Raw genomic sequence first — 15,668 nt, 5'->3', positions numbered from 1 at the left:
ACCATCCTTCTATGAAATCTTTCACAAATTGGTAATTTCTTTCGTATGAGGAATAAATTTATGGTATGATAAAATAAGTAAACTTTCATACACTAATTAAGAATTTATTACAGAAAGCAAGGGATCAGATTTTGTATAGAGCAGCTATTCCAAACTTATTTACGCTCGGAAATTTATATAGCGGATTTTTATCAATCGGCTATGCATCTTTAGGATATTATAAATCAGCTGCTATTTTAGTACTTATCGGGATGATGTTAGATAGTCTTGATGGTCGTGTTGCTCGTTTATTACGTGTTGATTCACAAATGGGAAAAGAGCTCGACTCGCTTGCAGATGTCGTAACATTTGGTGCAGCACCAGCTGTTTTAATGTATTACACATCTTTCTCAAACTACGGAATCATCGGATTATACATAGCGGGATTATTCCCTCTTTTCGGAGCATATCGTTTAGCACGATTTAATGTAACACCATCTTCTACTTCAATGAAATATTTCACTGGAGTACCGATTACAGCAGCGGGAGGGCTTGTTGCTTTCTTAACATTATTTTCACATACCATTCCAAAAATCGTTCTTATTACCGTATTTGTAACGTTCGCATTTTTAATGGTGAGCCGCATTCGTATCCCGAGTTTAAAAGATGTACCAATTCCACGATATAGCATCATTATTACACTATTTTTAGTTGGAATCATTATTACAATGTATCAAACAGGATTTGGAAATTTTTCTGTTTTCTTATTCATTGCCATTCCACTATATATTTTGTACATGTTATCTCAATTCATTAGACAAAGACCGTCTAAAAAAGCCAATAAAGAAAAATAAGAAAACCTTCCGAGTCCGGAAGGTTTCTTTTTATTTTGTAACTAATACCTTTTGATTTACAGGTGTTACTGGCTCTTCGCCGTTTAATACAGCTAAAATATTTCTGACAGCCATTTCAGCCATCGCATCACGAGTTTCAAATGTTGCATTCCCTACGTGTGGAGCAAGTACTACATTCTTTAATTCTTTTAGCTCTTCTGTAATTTTCGGTTCAAATTCAAACACGTCAAGAGCTGCTCCTTCAATTTCATTCGTTTTTAATGCATGAGCAAGTGCTGTTTCATTCATAATTGGTCCACGTGAAGCATTTACAATATACGCTGTTTTCCTCATCATTTTAAACTGCTCTTCATCAATCATATGATGTAATTTCGGATTATAAGCACAGTTAATTGTAATAAAGTCTGCTGTTTGTAATAATTCTTCCAACGTCACATACGTTGCTCCCAGTTCACTTTCAGCTTCAAGCTTACGATTTGGCCCTGTATATAAAACATCCATTCCAAATGCTTTCGCACGTTTTGCAACAGCCTTCCCGATTTCTCCAAGACCTATAATTCCGATTGTCTTACCATGGACTTCTCGTCCTAAGAAAAATAACGGTGCCCATCCGTTAAATCCAGTCGTACGACATAACGTATCCCCTTCAGGAATTCTACGCGCCGCTGCTAAAAGAAGTGCAAATGTTAATTCTGCAGTCGCTTCCGTTGATACTTTCGGTGTATTCGTAACTGCAATTCCTTTTTCGCCCGCATACGTGTAATCAATATTGTCGTAACCAGCACCATAGTTTGCAATAATCTTTAAATGAGGCGCTGCATCAATAACTTCTTTTGGCACCTTTGTCGAAAGTAAACTTAACAATGCATCTTTATCTTTTACACGCTCTGTTAATTCATCTATAGAAATTAACTCCTCTTTATTGTACATTTCTACATTATGATCTTTTAATAGTTCTAATCCAATTTCCGGAATTTTTCCCGCTACTAATATTTTTGCCACTACTAACACCTCTTCTATAGAAAATAAGACATCTCTTATATTTCATTGTAAGAAATCCACATATAAAAACCAAGGAATTTGATTATAGTTTTGAAAATCGACACTTTTCCATGAAAAAAGAGGAGATGCAACTCTCCCCTCTTCTTACGCTTTTTCCTGCGATTCTTTTCCAAGCTTCACATCAATAGTTCCTTCTGCAACCGTATCGCTAATTTGCTCCTCAATAACCGATTGAGATGCAGCATTCGTTTCAGAAGTATAAGCTTGTTGCTGTGCACCTTGTACATTTTGTTTGTTTTGTTGTTTCGCCATTTCTTACCCTCCTTTTCATTCTTTCTTATTTTGAACAAAAAGGACAGTTTTCATCAAAAAATTGCGTTTCATTTTGAATTTGTTACTTCTTCTTCAAGCGACCTCATTACTCTTGCTCGCTTCGTAAATGTTGCAACCTGAGTAACACCGTGAGCTCGTAATGTTTGTATATTTTCTTGTACATAATTCCCTAAATCATTTGGGTAATGGGCATCCGAAGAAATCGTAATTGGAACACCATACTTAGCTAATACTTGTAAATATAGTGGACTTGGGCACATTTCACGAACAGGATAACGATAGTATAATCCTGCATTTATTTCTGTTGCCGTATTCGTTTCTACTAATGCACAGGCAATTTCTTCATAATAAGAAAGCTGTTCATTCTCATCCAATCGATAATTAAATACCTTTATATTATCAAGATGAGCGATAATATCAAATAACTCGGTACGAATCGCACTCTCAACTGTTTTAAAAAACATATCATATAATGCGCGTAGGTCATGCACCTCAAAATATTCTTTCGTATCTGGATTATCAAATCCCCAGCCATTTAGAAAATGAACGGAACCAATTACATAATCAAAGTCTCCTAGCGCTAATAATTCTTTTAACTCTCCTTCACAACCAATAAAATAATCCGCTTCAATTCCAAGTTTAAGTGTGACACCTCTTTTCCCCCATCGTTCTTTCGCCTCTTCAATTGCCTTTGTAAAATCATACAGTGAAACTACCCTTACTTGATCTAACCATTCTTTCTGTATACGACCGAGCTTAGAATCACTAATATCTACATATTTTTCATAATATCCTTTTGCTTCATGAAAACGATATAGATGATCAACAATTCCCACTTCTTTTATTCCTTTTCGCACAGCTTCTTCTAAATATAGATCTATCCATTCTGTTGTAAATGGCCCTTCCTTCACACGCTTTTGCAAACGCTCTTGTGTTTTCATAAGCCAATCAATAGAATGTCTTTCTTGAAGCGGTTCATAACATTCCAACGCTTCATTTATTTTAGCAAGCCATCCTATTGAATACGGTCCTTCTTCTAAGTGAAGATGATAATCTACTTTCATATACATTCCCCCTTATAATGTATCTATTTCCCTTCTATCCCCAACTCTCGAAAGCTTTCCATTTCGTTCTTTCACCTCTCGCATCACATCTTCCAATGCAATATTTTTTTCAGCTAATAAAACAAAACAGTGATAAAATACATCAACCATTTCTTTCACTACTTCTTCTTTATCATTATTTTTACATGCGATAATTACTTCAGCACACTCTTCACCAATCTTCTTTAAAATTTTATCTTCTCCTTTTGAAAATAAATAATTTGTATACGATTCAGGAAGTGGGCTTCCCTTTCGTTCTTCAATTGTTTTATACAGCAACTTAAAGGCATTTTCCATATGTATCCCCCTATATAATTTGATAGTGAAAACATGTCTTCTCTCCCGTATGACAAGCAGGTCCTACTTGTTTCACATTCACAACAATTGAATCTTGATCACAATCTAAATATAAAGATTGCACATATTGAACATTCCCTGATGTTTCCCCCTTATTCCATAACGACTGCCTCGAACGAGAATAAAACCATGTTCTTTTCGTCTCTAACGTTTTTTTATATGCTTCTTCATTCATATAAGCTAGCATTAAAACGTCTTTCGTACCTTCTTCGATGACAATTGCCGGTATTAATCCTTTTGAAAAATTAGGTTTCATAACCGCACCTCAATATTTGCATCTCTTAATTTTCGCTTTACACTCTGCACTGTCGCCTCACCATAATGAAAGATGGATGCCGCTAACGCTGCATCAACCGTTGTCTTTTGAAAAACTTCTATAATATGATCCGTATGACCACAGCCTCCTGATGCGATGACTGGAATAGAAACACTTTTTGAAATTTCTTCTGTTAAACGAAGGTCATATCCGCTTTTCGTTCCATCTGCATCCATACTCGTTAACAAAATTTCACCTGCCCCAAGTTTAACAACACGCTTCGCCCATTCTATGGCATCCATTCCTGTGTCAACTCTTCCGCCGTTGACATATACGTTCCATTTACCTTCTGCTACTTTTCTAGCATCAATTGCCACGACAATACATTGTGATCCAAAGTGTTCTGCCCCTTCTTCTATTAACTTCGGGTTTCGCACTGCCGCTGAGTTTATTGAAACTTTGTCTGCCCCAGCTCTTAGTAAATTGTACATATCTTTCACACTTGATATCCCCCCGCCAACCGTAAGAGGAATAAATACTTTTGCTGCTGTTTTTTCTACAACATCTATAATCGTTTTTCTTCCTTCATGAGTCGCCGTAATATCTAAAAATACGATTTCATCTGCCCCTGCCTCGTTATATGCTTCAGCTATTTCAACCGGATCACCGACATCTTGTAATCCTATAAAATTTACACCCTTTACGACTCGCCCTTCTTTCACATCTAGACATGGAATAATTCGTTTCGCTAACATAACTTCGTTACCTGTAATACTTCTTCTAAATCAATCGTTTTCTCGTAAAGCGCCTTTCCAATTATGACACCATATATATTCATATCATTTAACTTTTTCACATCTTGAATAGATGCCACTCCTCCAGAAGCGATGAGACGAATGCCCACACTTTTTTGAAGTATCGCTAATTGTTCAAAATTTGGACCTGCAAGCGTCCCGTCTTTCGAAATGTCTGTAAACACAATCGTTTGAACACCTAAACTTTCCATTTGTTTCGCTAAACTAACGTAAGAAATTTCAGATAGATCAAGCCAACCTCTCGTTGCTACGAAACCATTTTTCGCATCAATTCCAACAATGATTTTCTCTTTATATAGACGAACTGCTTCCTCTAAAAATGACTTATCATAAAGAGCTGCTGTTCCTAAAATCACTTTTTCTACACCTGCTGACAATAACTTCTCCACCGTTACAAGTGAACGAATTCCTCCTCCCACTTGCACAGGAATACGTACCGCCTTGCAGATTTTTTCAATGACGGGCAAATTTAAAGACTCGCCAGCAATTGCACCGTCTAAATCAACAATGTGTAGTATTTCCGCTCCAAGCTTTTCAAATATGATCGCCTGCGCTACTGGATCTTCATTCATCACCGTTTCTTTACTAAACTCTCCTTGATAAAGTCTAACGCATCGTCCTTCTTTTAAATCGATAGCTGGGAAGATTTCCATGCTTCTACCACCCCTTGAAAATTTTTTAATATTTGCATGCCAATTTCGCCACTTTTTTCTGGATGAAACTGTGCACCAAATACATTTCCTTTCGCGACAAACCCTGGTACTTGCATTCCATAATCACTTACTCCGCATACAATTTCATCTGGACAATCCGCGTAATATGAGTGAACATAATACACGAAAGAACCATCCACTAATCCATTCCAAAGCGGAAATTCTCTTTCCTTCCTTAATTCATTCCATCCCATATGAGGAATTTTATACGAAACTTTTAACTTACGAATTTCCCCTGGTAGTAAACCTAACCCGCTACAATCTTTTAGTTCCTCACTTCGTTCAAATAAAAGCTGCATGCCCAAACATATACCGAGGAGTGGTTTTCCTATATCACAAACCTCTTTTAGTACACACACTAAATCTCTTTCTTCTAATACGTCCATCGCTTTCGGAAATGCACCTACTCCCGGTAAAATCACGCCATCGCTTCTCAATATCTCTTTTTTATCACTCGTTACAATGTACTCTGCGCCAATATATTTTAATGCTTGCTCTACACTGCGAATATTCCCCATTCCATAATCTATAATGGCAATCAATTACAACATTCCTTTCGTTGAATTTACACCAGTAATGTTGGCATTTTTTTCGACCGCTTCTCTAAGCGCTCTACCAAAAGCTTTAAATAATGCTTCAATTTTGTGATGTGTATTACTTCCGTATAGAACGCGCGCATGTAATGTAATATTGGCAGCATGTGCAACTGCTCTAAAAAATTCTTCCGTCAATTCTGTATCAAAATCCCCGAGCTTCGGATTTGTTAATTCCCCTTGAAATACACAATATGAGCGTCCACTTATATCAATTGCGACAAATCCTAAAGATTCATCCATCGGTACATACGCAGAACCGTAACGATTAATTCCCTCTTTGTTTTGCAATGCTTCTTTCAAGCAATTTCCGAGTACAATTCCAACATCTTCAACGGTGTGATGTGCATCGACAAATACATCACCTTCTGCTTCAACCTGCAATCCAAATCTTCCATGTCTAGCAAATAAAGTAAGCATATGATCGAAAAAACCAACCCCTGTTTGAATAGATACATTTGTACTTTCATCAAGCTGCAAATTTAATTTAATTTTTGTTTCTGTCGTCTCACGTGCTTGACTGGACTGACGCATTATTTTTCCTCCTCAAACCTTATTTGGATTGCTCTCGCATGTGCATGTAACCCTTCTTTATTTGCAAGCTCTACAATATGATGCTGTACATTTTTTAATGCTTCCTCCGTATAAGAAATAAAACTTGATTTTTTCACGAAATCATCGACTGATAACGGAGAAAAAAATCTTGCCGTTCCGCTCGTTGGTAATACATGATTCGGTCCCGCTAAATAATCCCCGAGCGGTTCAGGTGAATATGGCCCAAGGAAAATAGAGCCTGCATGTTTCACATAATCTAGAGCATTCATTGGTTCTTTTATATGTAACTCTAAATGTTCTGGAGCAATTTCATTTGATAACTTTAGCGCCTCCTCTAAAGAAGGAACGATAAAGATGGCTCCATTTCTATTTATTGATTCACGTGCAATTTCACTTCTTGGTAACGTTTCTAACTGTCTTTCTACCTCTTTTTCTACTTCTTTAGCTAGTTCCATATTCGTTGTAATACAAATCGCCGTTGCTCTCTCATCATGCTCTGCTTGCGATAATAAATCCGCTGCGATATATTTTGCATTACCTGTTTCATCCGCGACAACTACAATTTCTGATGGACCAGCAATCATATCAATATTTACTATTCCGTATACTTCTCGTTTCGCTAGAGCGACGTACAAATTTCCCGGTCCAACTATTTTATCCACTTTCGGAATCGATTCCGTCCCGTATGCTAAAGCAGCAATTGCTTGTGCGCCACCTATCGTATAAATTTCATCTACTCCCGCAAGATCTGCAGCAGCTAATATATGCGGATCAATTCCTCCTTTCCTCGGCGGTGTTACCATTACAATCTTTTTCACACCTGCGAGTTTCGCCGGCAATACATTCATTAATACTGAAGAAGGATATGAGGCTGTCCCACCCGGTACATATACACCTACATTTTCTAACGGCCGAATGAGTTGCCCTCTAATTATCCCTTTACTTTCACAATCGAATATTGAGTGCTTCTTTTGCTTTTCGTGATACGAAACAACGTTTTTCTTCGCCTCTTTTAAAGCTTCTAAAAATGAATTCTCTACAAACATACTCGCTTGCTGTATTTCTTCTTCACTTACACGAAAATTTTTCATCTCTACACCATCAAACTTTTTTGTATAGAAAGATAAAGCCTCATCTTTCCCTTCCCTTACATGTCTAATGATTTCTCTTACACTTCTTTGAACAGTTTCTTCTATTATATTAGCGTTTTCTCTTAGCACTTTTATTTTAGATAATGCCTCCTTAAATTCTTCATAAATGATTTCCATTTTAAATCCTCCTATTTCCCTGATAAGATTTCTTGCTCCATCATATTTATAATGCTGAATATTTCATCTTTTTTAGTTTTTAAGGCTGCCTTATTTACAATCATCCGAGCCGATATAAAGTACATTTCCTCAAATACAATGAGTCCATTCTCTTGTAATGTTTTTCCTGTTTCAACAATATCTACAATCGCATCTGCCAATCCAAGAAGAGGAGCGATTTCTACAGAACCTTCTATCTTAATAATTTCTACATCCTCTCCCTTATCATGAAAATAAGTAGAAGTAATATGGGGGTATTTCGTAGCGATTCTTTTCTTCCGGTAACTCTTCGGATTATACGTAGGAATAGAAGCAACACAAAACTTACAAATCCCCACTCCTAAATCCAGCATTTCATAAATATCTTTCTCGTTTTCCATTAAAATATCTTTTCCAACGATGCCAATATCAGCTACCCCATGTTCTACATAAGTAGCAACATCAACCGCTTTTACTAAAATAAATGAAACATTTGTATTTTTACTTTGAAATACAAGCTTCCGACCTTTATTTTTGAGCTCGGAACAATCAATTCCAATCTGCTCAAAAAGTGGAATGACATGTTTTTCCAATCTTCCTTTCGTTAACGCAATTTGAATGTTACGCATGAAGCCTCTCCTTCTTTCTGGACTACCCATTTCTCATTCCATACATATTCCACTAAGTATTCATTCTTTGCCTCAACGACCGTTCCTATTTTATTTTTTCTTGCAAATTGAAAGGTATCGCTTAAATTAGAGAATAGAGATAACCAAGCATTTTTCCCATCCTTTCGAAGTAAATTTCGTAACCTTTCTGCTTCCGCTAATCTATTTAACTCATAATGAATCACAATATCAATTTGATTTCGTTCATATGGTTCTTGCTGCTCTTGCAGCGCCTTCACAATTTGATTTACTTGTACCGCGAGTCCAACAGCTGGCAGCATTTCTCCAAAATTCCCAATTAGCTCATCGTATCTTCCGCCACTAACGATTTCTTCTCCAATTTCATATATATATCCTTTGAAAATAACACCCGTATAGTAATCTAAGTGTTGAATCATGCCCAAATCAATTGATATGTAAGAACCATATCCTAACGTTTCAATTGTTTCATACATTTCTTTTACTCTTGCAATTGCCATTTTCATTTCATTACTTGAAGCAAGCTTTTCTGCTTCCTCAATAACTTCTAAATTTCCAAATAGCCTTGGCAATTTCTCAAGTAATCTTACTGTCTCATCGCATCGATCTAATTTCTTTTCTCCGATAAAATTTGAGAGGGCTGCATAATTTTTACTTTCTATATACGTTCTAAGTACCCTTTCTTCTTCATCCTGGATGGAGAGTTTTTTTACAATACATTTATATAACTGTACTTGCCCAATCTCAATTGTAAAAGATTGCACCTTCAACTTTTGAAGTGCTTGAATGACACTTATTACACATTCAATTTCAGCTCTTACATTATCAATCCCGATAACTTCAATACCACTTTGTACGATTTCATTATATTTTCCAGAATGGGATTCATTCGCTCGAAATACATTCCCGCTATACGTCACTTTAAGTGGCGTATCCCATCTCTGTGTTCCAATAACTCTCGCTAAAGGAATTGTCATATCTGGACGTAAAACGATAATCCTTCCCTTTTCATCAAAAAATTTATACATCTTCTCTTCATCTATCGGTCTATTTTGAAATGCAAAAACATCATAAAATTCAATTGTAGGTGTTCTTATTTCCTCATAACCTCTCTCTAAAAAAGTAAGCCTTAATTTTTGTTCTACTTCTTCAATTAACGTACATTCTTCGAATAAATAATCTCTCGTTCCATTCGGGTTTGCTCGTTTCCATTTTGTCATCTAAATTTTCACACCTTTCCCCTTCTAATGTATGCCTATTTCATTCCCCTAAGCCGAAAATAAAAAGAGCCTTGTAGACAAAATACCTACAAGGCTCTTCAGTAGAGTGTAGGTACAACGGGAATAACCCTTGTACCTACACGTTTTCACGCTAGGTTCAAGGGTTTCATGTATGATGATGTAGTTGTGTAAGCATTGTAATAGATTGCACGATATTCATAATACTTACTCCCTTTCTCCTCTGATTTTCACATAGTATATAACAGTTAATTTTGAATGTAAATACATTTTTAATATTCCGTCATTTTTTTTAATGTAAAGCCACTTTTCTTTCATACTCTTTTATTTCTTGTTCATATTGCATTGTAATACTAATTTCATCTAAACCATTTAATAACTTCTCTTTCCACATTTTCTCGATCGTAAAATGGAATCTATGCGTATTCGTTGTCATTATTTCATTTTCTAAATCAACTGTAATTTGTTCCCTCGCATCTGTTTTAGCAAGTTGTTCACGCATATCTTTATCCATTACAATCGGTAACATGCCATTCTTCATACAATTCATATAAAAGATATCGGCAAATCCTCCAGCGATAATAACACGGAAACCATAATCAGCAAGTGCCCATGGAGCATGTTCTCTTGACGAGCCACATCCAAAATTATCACCTGTGATTAATATGCTGGCTCCTTTTCTTTCTTGTGCATTAAGCGGGAAATTAGGGTTTTCTTGGCGATTATTATCATATCGCCACTCATCAAATAAAAACTTCCCAAACCCAGTTCTTTCAATTCTCTTTAAATATTGCTTCGGAATAATTTGATCTGTATCAATGTTATCATTCATCAGTACTGCGGCAGTACCTTTATGAATACGAAATGGCTCCATCATAACTCTCCTTTCTAATATCAACAAAATGACCATATAACGCAGCCGCTGCCGCCATTGCCGGGCTAACTAAATGCGTTCGTGCTCCCTTTCCTTGTCTTCCTTCAAAATTGCGATTGGACGTAGAGGCACAATGATCTCCTTCAGGCACTTGATCTGGATTCATACCTAGACACATTGAGCATCCGGGCTCTCTCCATTCAAATCCAGCTTCTTCAAATATGCGATGTAATCCTTTATGCATCGCTGCTTCTCTTACCCTTTGAGATCCAGGTACAACAAGTGCTCGCACACCTTCTTTTACTTTTTTACCTTTCACGACAGATGCAGCAATTTCTAAGTCAGAAAGCCTAGAATTTGTACAAGATCCAATGAAAACATGTTGAACTGGAATGTCATACGTACTTTGTCCGGGACTCAATCCCATATAAGAAAACGCTCTTTCGTCATTTGCATCATGCTTTTCTGGCAATTTCTCATCGATCCGAACACCCATACTAGGATTTGTTCCCCACGTAACGTACGGCGCTAAATCCGTAACATCTACTAGAATATGTAAATCATAAACTGCATCTAAATCTGTATAAAGTTCTGACCATTTTTTCTTAATAGATTCATAGTCTTTCGGTGCATATTTACGCCCTTTTACGTAAGCAAACGTTTTTTCATCTGGTGCAATAATGCCAGCCTTTGCTCCCCCTTCAATTGCCATATTGCAAAGCGTCATCCTCTCTTCCATATCCATAGCATGAATGGCCTCTCCGTAAAATTCCATTACGTAACCTGTTCCAACTGCTACTCCGTACTTTGAAAGAAGGTGTAAAATAATATCTTTCGCATAGACACCTTGCGGTAACTTTCCTTTTAACTCAATGCCCATCGCTTTCGGCTTTCGTTGCCATAACGTTTGCGTTGCCAATACATGTTCCACTTCACTCGTACCAATACCAAACGCTAGTGCGCCAAAAGCACCATGTGTTGCTGTATGACTATCACCACAAACAATCGTTTTTCCTGGCTGTGTGAGTCCAAGTTCTGGTCCTATTACATGAACGATCCCTTGCTCTTCATCTCCGATATCCGCTAATGGCACCTGAAATTGTTTACAGTTTTGCCGAAGTGTATCTAGTTGCTGCTTCGCAATGCGGTCGGTAATATTCCAAACATCTTTCGTTGGAATATTATGATCCATCGTTGCAAATGTTAAATCTGGTCTGCGGACTGTTCGATTTGTAAGCCGCAAGCCTTCAAAGGCTTGCGGTGACGTTACTTCATGAACAAGATGTAGATCGATATATAATAAATCCAATCCATTTTCATTAGTCGCAACTACATGTCTTTCCCAAAGCTTATCTAGTAACCTTTTTCCCATTATCTTCCTCTCCCTACTAACGCTTGCTCTTCCATTTCTTGAATAACTGCCTTTGTAAATGAAGTTGTCGTTTCAGTCCCCCCGATATCTGCTGTACATTTCCCTGATTTAAGGACTGCAGAAACTGCTTCTTCAATTGCATATCCTTCTCTCGTTAATCCGAACGATTGCCCAAGCATCATTGCAACAGAACGCATCATCGCAATTGGATTCGCCTTATTTTTCCCCGCAATATCCGGTGCTGATCCGTGAATAGGCTCATATAATGAAGGTCCCTTTTCAGCGTGACTTGCTGATGGAAGCATTCCTAATGATCCAGCTAATACTGAAGCCTCATCACTTAAAATATCACCAAATAAATTTTCCGTTACAATAACGTCAAATCTTCCTGGATTCCGAATTAATTCCATAGCTGCTGCATCTACTAAAATGTGTTCTACTTCCACATTTGGGTAGCGAAGTGCTACTTCTTCTGTCACAGTTCTCCATAATTTACTAGACTCTAAAACATTCGCTTTATCAATAGATGTTACTTTTTTCTTCCGCTTATTTGCTAATTGAAAAGCATACGAAACGATACGTTCAATTTCATGGCGATGATACGTAAGTGTATCTGTCGCCACTTCTTCCGTTCGCTCTTTCGGATAAGAAAAATAAATTCCGCCTGTTAATTCACGAACGACAACGAAATCAATTTCATCAGCGTTTTTTAATGGTGATAAATGTGCAGTTGCACTTTCTACCGTTACAGGGCGAACATTCGCAAATACACCGAGTCCTTTTCTTAATGCTAATAATCCTTTCTCAGGCCTTTCTTTCGCACTATCCCACCTTGGTCCACCTACTGCTCCAAGTAAAACCGCATCACTCGCTAAACAGGCGGCAAGTGTTCGCTGTGGTAATGGTTGCCCAGTTAAATCGATAGCAATACCACCAAAGTACTCATCTTGCAAATGAAAATGATGTCCATATAGCCTTTCTACCATATGCAATACTTCCTTCGCACTCTCCATTACTTCTGGACCGACACCATCACCAGCTAAACAAACGATACGTTTTTCCATTTTTAACACTCCTTTTAACTGAATTTTCAGAACTTTAATTTGATAGGTGAGGAAAGCTTCTCTCACCTATCAATTATTTATTTCACAAGCGCTATAAGAGATTTTAATTTCCCTGCTGCATGGACATAAGCCCTCGCCGACGCTTCCAATACGTCTTGCGCAACTCCGAAACCTGATATTTGGTGACTACCTTCTTTTAATTCAACATGAACGTGAGCAAGTGCATCTTGACCTTGTGTAATAGATTGTATGCGATAATCTGCCAATTCACATTCTAATCCTAAAATTCTTTGAATCGCATTGTATATCGCTTCAATACTACCAGAACCAGTGGCTGCATCTTCATATATATTTCCTTCCTCATCCTCCAGCACAACTGTTGCGCATTGTGTACTATTTGATACGAAATGCACTTGTAATTGCGTAATGTTATATTGCTGAGCTGCAAATGCTGCTTCACCAAGCATAAGTGCGCGTAAATCTTCTTCAGTAATTTCCTTTTTACGATCAGCCAATTTTTTAAATGCTTCGAATGCCGCATCTCGCTCTTCATTTGTAAATTCATAACCAAGCTCTTTCATTTTTTCCGTAAACGCATGACGGCCAGAGTGTTTCCCAAGTACAAAGAGATTTTGAGATTCTCCTATAAGCGCTGGTTCGATAATTTCATAAGTTGTTACTTCTTTTAAAACCCCGTCTTGGTGGATGCCCGATTCATGAGCAAATGCATTCGCTCCAACGATTGCTTTATTTTTCGGTACAACCATACCCGTTAACCTGCTTACTAATGTACTCGTCGCCTTAATTTCTTTTAAAGTCATCGAAGGCTCTGCTTTATAAAAATCTTTTCTAATATGAAGAGCTACTGCAACTTCTTCTAACGCTGCATTCCCTGCTCTTTCTCCAATGCCATTAATCGTTCCTTCTACTTGCAATGCTCCCCCTTCAACCGCAGCTAACGAATTTGCTACTGCCATACCAAGATCATCGTGACAATGACAAGAAAAAATCGCTTTTTCATATGATGGAACGGATTCTTGTAAGTATTTAAAAAGAGAATAATACTCTTCCGGATTTGTATATCCAACTGTATCCGGAATATTAATTACATTCGCTCCTGCTCGAATCGCAATTTCTACTGCTTCAGCTAAAAATGCTCTCGATGTTCTTGTCGCATCTTCTGCAGAAAATTGTACTGTCGGAAATAATGATTTTCCGAGCGTAACCGAGCGATGAATACTATTTAACACATCTTCTTTTGACATACAAAGTTTATATTTCATATGAATATCACTCGTAGCTAGAAATACGTGTAGACGAGGAGATACAGCGCCTCTCACAGCTTCATACGCTCTTCGAATGTCACTTTCTTTCGCTCTAGCTAAACTCATAACCGTAGCGTTTTGAATTGTATTCGCGATGCGTTTTACCGATTGGAAGTCACCTTCGGAAGCTGCTGCGAATCCAGCTTCCATTACATGAATACCAAGCCTCTCTAATTGCCTAGCAATTTGTAACTTCTCTTGTTCATTTAAATTTACTCCTGGTGATTGTTCGCCATCACGAAGCGTTGTATCCATGAACAAAATCTGCTTCATATTATTTAATCCCTACCTTTACTCGCGGCTGTACGAAAGGCATCATTTCACGTAATTTACGTCCTACTACTTCGATTTCATGTTCATTCTCTTTCTCATTTGTCGCGTGGAAATTTGGTCTTCCTGCTTTATGCTCTGCAATCCAGCCTCTTGCAAATGTACCATCTTGAATTTCTGCTAATACTGCCCCCATCGCTTTCTTCGTATCTTCAGTAACAACGCGTGGTCCTGATACGAAGTCTCCCCACTGCGCTGTATCTGAAACTGAATATCTCATATTTTCAAGTCCACCTTCATACATAAGGTCAACGATTAGCTTCAGTTCATGTAAACATTCAAAATATGCAAGTTCAGGCTGGTATCCCGCATCAACTAACGTTTCAAATCCTGCTTTTACAAGTGCAGTCACTCCGCCGCAGAGTACAGCTTGCTCTCCAAATAAATCTGTTTCTGTTTCTTCTTTAAACGTCGTTTCTAATACACCAGCTCTCGTTGCTCCAATTCCGTCAGCATAAGAAAGTGCTTTTTCAGTCGCAACTCCTGTTGCATCTTGATATACTGCAAATAATGCAGGAACAGCCCCTCCCTCGGCGAACGTACGGCGTACGAGATGCCCCGGTCCTTTTGGCGCTACTAGAAATACATCTACATTCGCTGGTGGTTTTACTTGATCAAAGTGAACATTAAATCCATGTGCGAACACGAGAGAGTTTCCAGCCTGTAAATTTGGTGCAATTTCAGCTTCATATACTTCTGGTTGTAATTCATCAGGTAATAGAATCATTACTACATCAGCTTTTTCCGCTGCTTCTGCTACTGTATATACAGAAAACCCATCTTCATTCGCTTTATCCCAAGACTTACCTTTTCTTAAACCTACTACTACATCAAATCCGTTATCACGTAAATTTTGCGCATGCGCATGACCTTGCGAGCCATATCCGATGATTGCTACTTTCTTTTCCTTTAATACATTTACTGTTACATCTTTCTCATAATAAACTTTTGCCATTTTCATTTCCCCCTATA

General features: G+C 37.6%; 18 protein-coding genes. 1 reads left to right on the top strand and 17 read right to left on the bottom strand.

Annotated elements, in window-relative coordinates; translation table 11 throughout:
- The first annotated feature begins 131 nt into the window (after window positions 1-131).
- Window positions 132-833: a CDP-diacylglycerol--serine O-phosphatidyltransferase gene (pssA, locus tag ACTL4X_RS07235; RefSeq protein WP_000285417.1), complete on the top strand. Its 702-nt coding sequence runs from the start codon at window positions 132-134 to the stop codon at window positions 831-833.
- 30 nt (window positions 834-863) lie between these two features.
- On the opposite strand, the gene ACTL4X_RS07230 is transcribed toward pssA, so the two are convergent.
- The 17 genes from ACTL4X_RS07230 to ilvC all read right to left on the bottom strand — a co-directional run bounded on the left by ACTL4X_RS07230 (window position 864) and on the right by ilvC (window position 15,651).
- A complete protein-coding gene (locus ACTL4X_RS07230) occupies window positions 864-1,835 on the bottom strand; it encodes an NAD(P)-dependent oxidoreductase (protein ID WP_001062857.1) in 972 nt (323 codons plus the stop codon).
- 144 nt (window positions 1,836-1,979) lie between these two features.
- A complete protein-coding gene (locus ACTL4X_RS07225) occupies window positions 1,980-2,147 on the bottom strand; it encodes a YozQ family protein (RefSeq protein WP_001118878.1) in 168 nt (55 codons plus the stop codon).
- A 68-nt stretch (window positions 2,148-2,215) separates the two neighbouring features.
- Window positions 2,216-3,232, bottom strand: coding sequence for a histidinol phosphate phosphatase domain-containing protein (locus ACTL4X_RS07220; RefSeq protein ID WP_000861836.1), 1,017 nt, complete (start codon window positions 3,230-3,232; stop codon window positions 2,216-2,218).
- 12 nt (window positions 3,233-3,244) lie between these two features.
- Entirely contained in the window at window positions 3,245-3,568 is a 324-nt protein-coding gene (gene hisE / locus ACTL4X_RS07215) for a phosphoribosyl-ATP diphosphatase (RefSeq protein ID WP_000426358.1), read from the bottom strand.
- Between the two features lie 10 nt (window positions 3,569-3,578).
- Window positions 3,579-3,884: a phosphoribosyl-AMP cyclohydrolase gene (gene hisI / locus ACTL4X_RS07210; RefSeq protein WP_000803956.1), complete on the bottom strand. Its 306-nt coding sequence runs from the start codon at window positions 3,882-3,884 to the stop codon at window positions 3,579-3,581.
- Window positions 3,881-4,639 carry an imidazoleglycerol phosphate synthase cyclase subunit gene (hisF, locus tag ACTL4X_RS07205; RefSeq protein ID WP_000880108.1) on the bottom strand — a complete coding sequence of 253 codons (759 nt, stop codon included), beginning with the start codon at window positions 4,637-4,639 and terminating at the stop codon, window positions 3,881-3,883. The genes hisI and hisF overlap by 4 nt, the downstream gene beginning before the upstream one ends.
- Window positions 4,633-5,352: a 1-(5-phosphoribosyl)-5-[(5-phosphoribosylamino)methylideneamino]imidazole-4-carboxamide isomerase gene (gene hisA / locus ACTL4X_RS07200; protein ID WP_000402298.1), complete on the bottom strand. Its 720-nt coding sequence runs from the start codon at window positions 5,350-5,352 to the stop codon at window positions 4,633-4,635. The genes hisF and hisA overlap by 7 nt, the downstream gene beginning before the upstream one ends.
- Window positions 5,325-5,954, bottom strand: a complete 630-nt coding sequence (gene hisH / locus ACTL4X_RS07195; RefSeq protein ID WP_000560360.1) for an imidazole glycerol phosphate synthase subunit HisH — start codon at window positions 5,952-5,954, stop codon at window positions 5,325-5,327. Before hisH ends, hisA begins: the two co-directional genes overlap by 28 nt.
- The gene (gene hisB, locus ACTL4X_RS07190) at window positions 5,955-6,539 is read right to left on the bottom strand and encodes an imidazoleglycerol-phosphate dehydratase HisB (protein ID WP_001249949.1); all 585 of its coding nucleotides are present in this window, start codon (window positions 6,537-6,539) and stop codon (window positions 5,955-5,957) included.
- On the bottom strand, window positions 6,539-7,828 hold the full coding sequence (gene hisD, locus ACTL4X_RS07185; protein WP_000402933.1) for a histidinol dehydrogenase: 1,290 nt from the start codon (window positions 7,826-7,828) through the stop codon (window positions 6,539-6,541). The genes hisB and hisD overlap by 1 nt, the downstream gene beginning before the upstream one ends.
- A gap of 11 nt (window positions 7,829-7,839) precedes the next feature.
- Window positions 7,840-8,475 (bottom strand): ATP phosphoribosyltransferase, encoded by a 636-nt coding sequence (gene hisG / locus ACTL4X_RS07180; protein WP_001244493.1) that lies wholly within the window; start codon window positions 8,473-8,475, stop codon window positions 7,840-7,842.
- Entirely contained in the window at window positions 8,451-9,713 is a 1,263-nt protein-coding gene (locus ACTL4X_RS07175) for an ATP phosphoribosyltransferase regulatory subunit (RefSeq protein ID WP_000170298.1), read from the bottom strand. Before ACTL4X_RS07175 ends, hisG begins: the two co-directional genes overlap by 25 nt.
- Window positions 9,714-10,023: 310 nt before the next feature.
- The gene (gene leuD, locus ACTL4X_RS07170) at window positions 10,024-10,605 is read right to left on the bottom strand and encodes a 3-isopropylmalate dehydratase small subunit (RefSeq protein ID WP_000433189.1); all 582 of its coding nucleotides are present in this window, start codon (window positions 10,603-10,605) and stop codon (window positions 10,024-10,026) included.
- Window positions 10,583-11,977, bottom strand: coding sequence for a 3-isopropylmalate dehydratase large subunit (leuC, locus tag ACTL4X_RS07165; RefSeq protein ID WP_000518110.1), 1,395 nt, complete (start codon window positions 11,975-11,977; stop codon window positions 10,583-10,585). The genes leuD and leuC overlap by 23 nt, the downstream gene beginning before the upstream one ends.
- Window positions 11,977-13,041 carry a 3-isopropylmalate dehydrogenase gene (leuB, locus tag ACTL4X_RS07160; protein WP_000415365.1) on the bottom strand — a complete coding sequence of 355 codons (1,065 nt, stop codon included), beginning with the start codon at window positions 13,039-13,041 and terminating at the stop codon, window positions 11,977-11,979. Before leuB ends, leuC begins: the two co-directional genes overlap by 1 nt.
- 77 nt (window positions 13,042-13,118) lie before the next feature.
- Window positions 13,119-14,639, bottom strand: a complete 1,521-nt coding sequence (gene leuA, locus ACTL4X_RS07155) for a 2-isopropylmalate synthase (RefSeq protein WP_000809598.1) — start codon at window positions 14,637-14,639, stop codon at window positions 13,119-13,121.
- 1 nt (window position 14,640) lies between these two features.
- Entirely contained in the window at window positions 14,641-15,651 is a 1,011-nt protein-coding gene (ilvC, locus tag ACTL4X_RS07150; protein ID WP_001151740.1) for a ketol-acid reductoisomerase, read from the bottom strand.
- Between the last annotated feature and the right edge of the window lie 17 nt (window positions 15,652-15,668).

Origin of the sequence: Bacillus sp. RE35, from assembly GCF_052146655.1 — a bacterium.
Classification (GTDB): Bacteria; Bacillota; Bacilli; order Bacillales; family Bacillaceae_G; genus Bacillus_A; species Bacillus_A cereus.
Note: the sequence above shows the minus strand (reverse complement) of the source record. Positions and strands in the feature narration are given on the sequence as shown.

Bases quoted from the DNA above. Each gene is read 5' to 3' on its own strand.
- leuD (WP_000433189.1), bottom strand. From the start codon at position 10,605: ATGGAGCCATTTCGTATTCATAAAGGTACTGCCGCAGTACTGATGAAT.
- leuC (WP_000518110.1), bottom strand. From the start codon at position 11,977: ATGGGAAAAAGGTTACTAGATAAGCTTTGGGAAAGACATGTAGTTGCG.
- hisI (WP_000803956.1), bottom strand. From the start codon at position 3,884: ATGAAACCTAATTTTTCAAAAGGATTAATACCGGCAATTGTCATCGAA.
- leuB (WP_000415365.1), bottom strand. From the start codon at position 13,041: ATGGAAAAACGTATCGTTTGTTTAGCTGGTGATGGTGTCGGTCCAGAA.
- ACTL4X_RS07225 (WP_001118878.1), bottom strand. From the start codon at position 2,147: ATGGCGAAACAACAAAACAAACAAAATGTACAAGGTGCACAGCAACAA.
- ilvC (WP_001151740.1), bottom strand. From the start codon at position 15,651: ATGGCAAAAGTTTATTATGAGAAAGATGTAACAGTAAATGTATTAAAG.
- ACTL4X_RS07220 (WP_000861836.1), bottom strand. From the start codon at position 3,232: ATGAAAGTAGATTATCATCTTCACTTAGAAGAAGGACCGTATTCAATA.
- hisA (WP_000402298.1), bottom strand. From the start codon at position 5,352: ATGGAAATCTTCCCAGCTATCGATTTAAAAGAAGGACGATGCGTTAGA.
- hisB (WP_001249949.1), bottom strand. From the start codon at position 6,539: ATGCGTCAGTCCAGTCAAGCACGTGAGACGACAGAAACAAAAATTAAA.
- leuA (WP_000809598.1), bottom strand. From the start codon at position 14,639: ATGAAGCAGATTTTGTTCATGGATACAACGCTTCGTGATGGCGAACAA.
- hisG (WP_001244493.1), bottom strand. From the start codon at position 8,475: ATGCGTAACATTCAAATTGCGTTAACGAAAGGAAGATTGGAAAAACAT.
- hisE (WP_000426358.1), bottom strand. From the start codon at position 3,568: ATGGAAAATGCCTTTAAGTTGCTGTATAAAACAATTGAAGAACGAAAG.
- hisD (WP_000402933.1), bottom strand. From the start codon at position 7,828: ATGGAAATCATTTATGAAGAATTTAAGGAGGCATTATCTAAAATAAAA.
- ACTL4X_RS07175 (WP_000170298.1), bottom strand. From the start codon at position 9,713: ATGACAAAATGGAAACGAGCAAACCCGAATGGAACGAGAGATTATTTA.
- hisF (WP_000880108.1), bottom strand. From the start codon at position 4,639: ATGTTAGCGAAACGAATTATTCCATGTCTAGATGTGAAAGAAGGGCGA.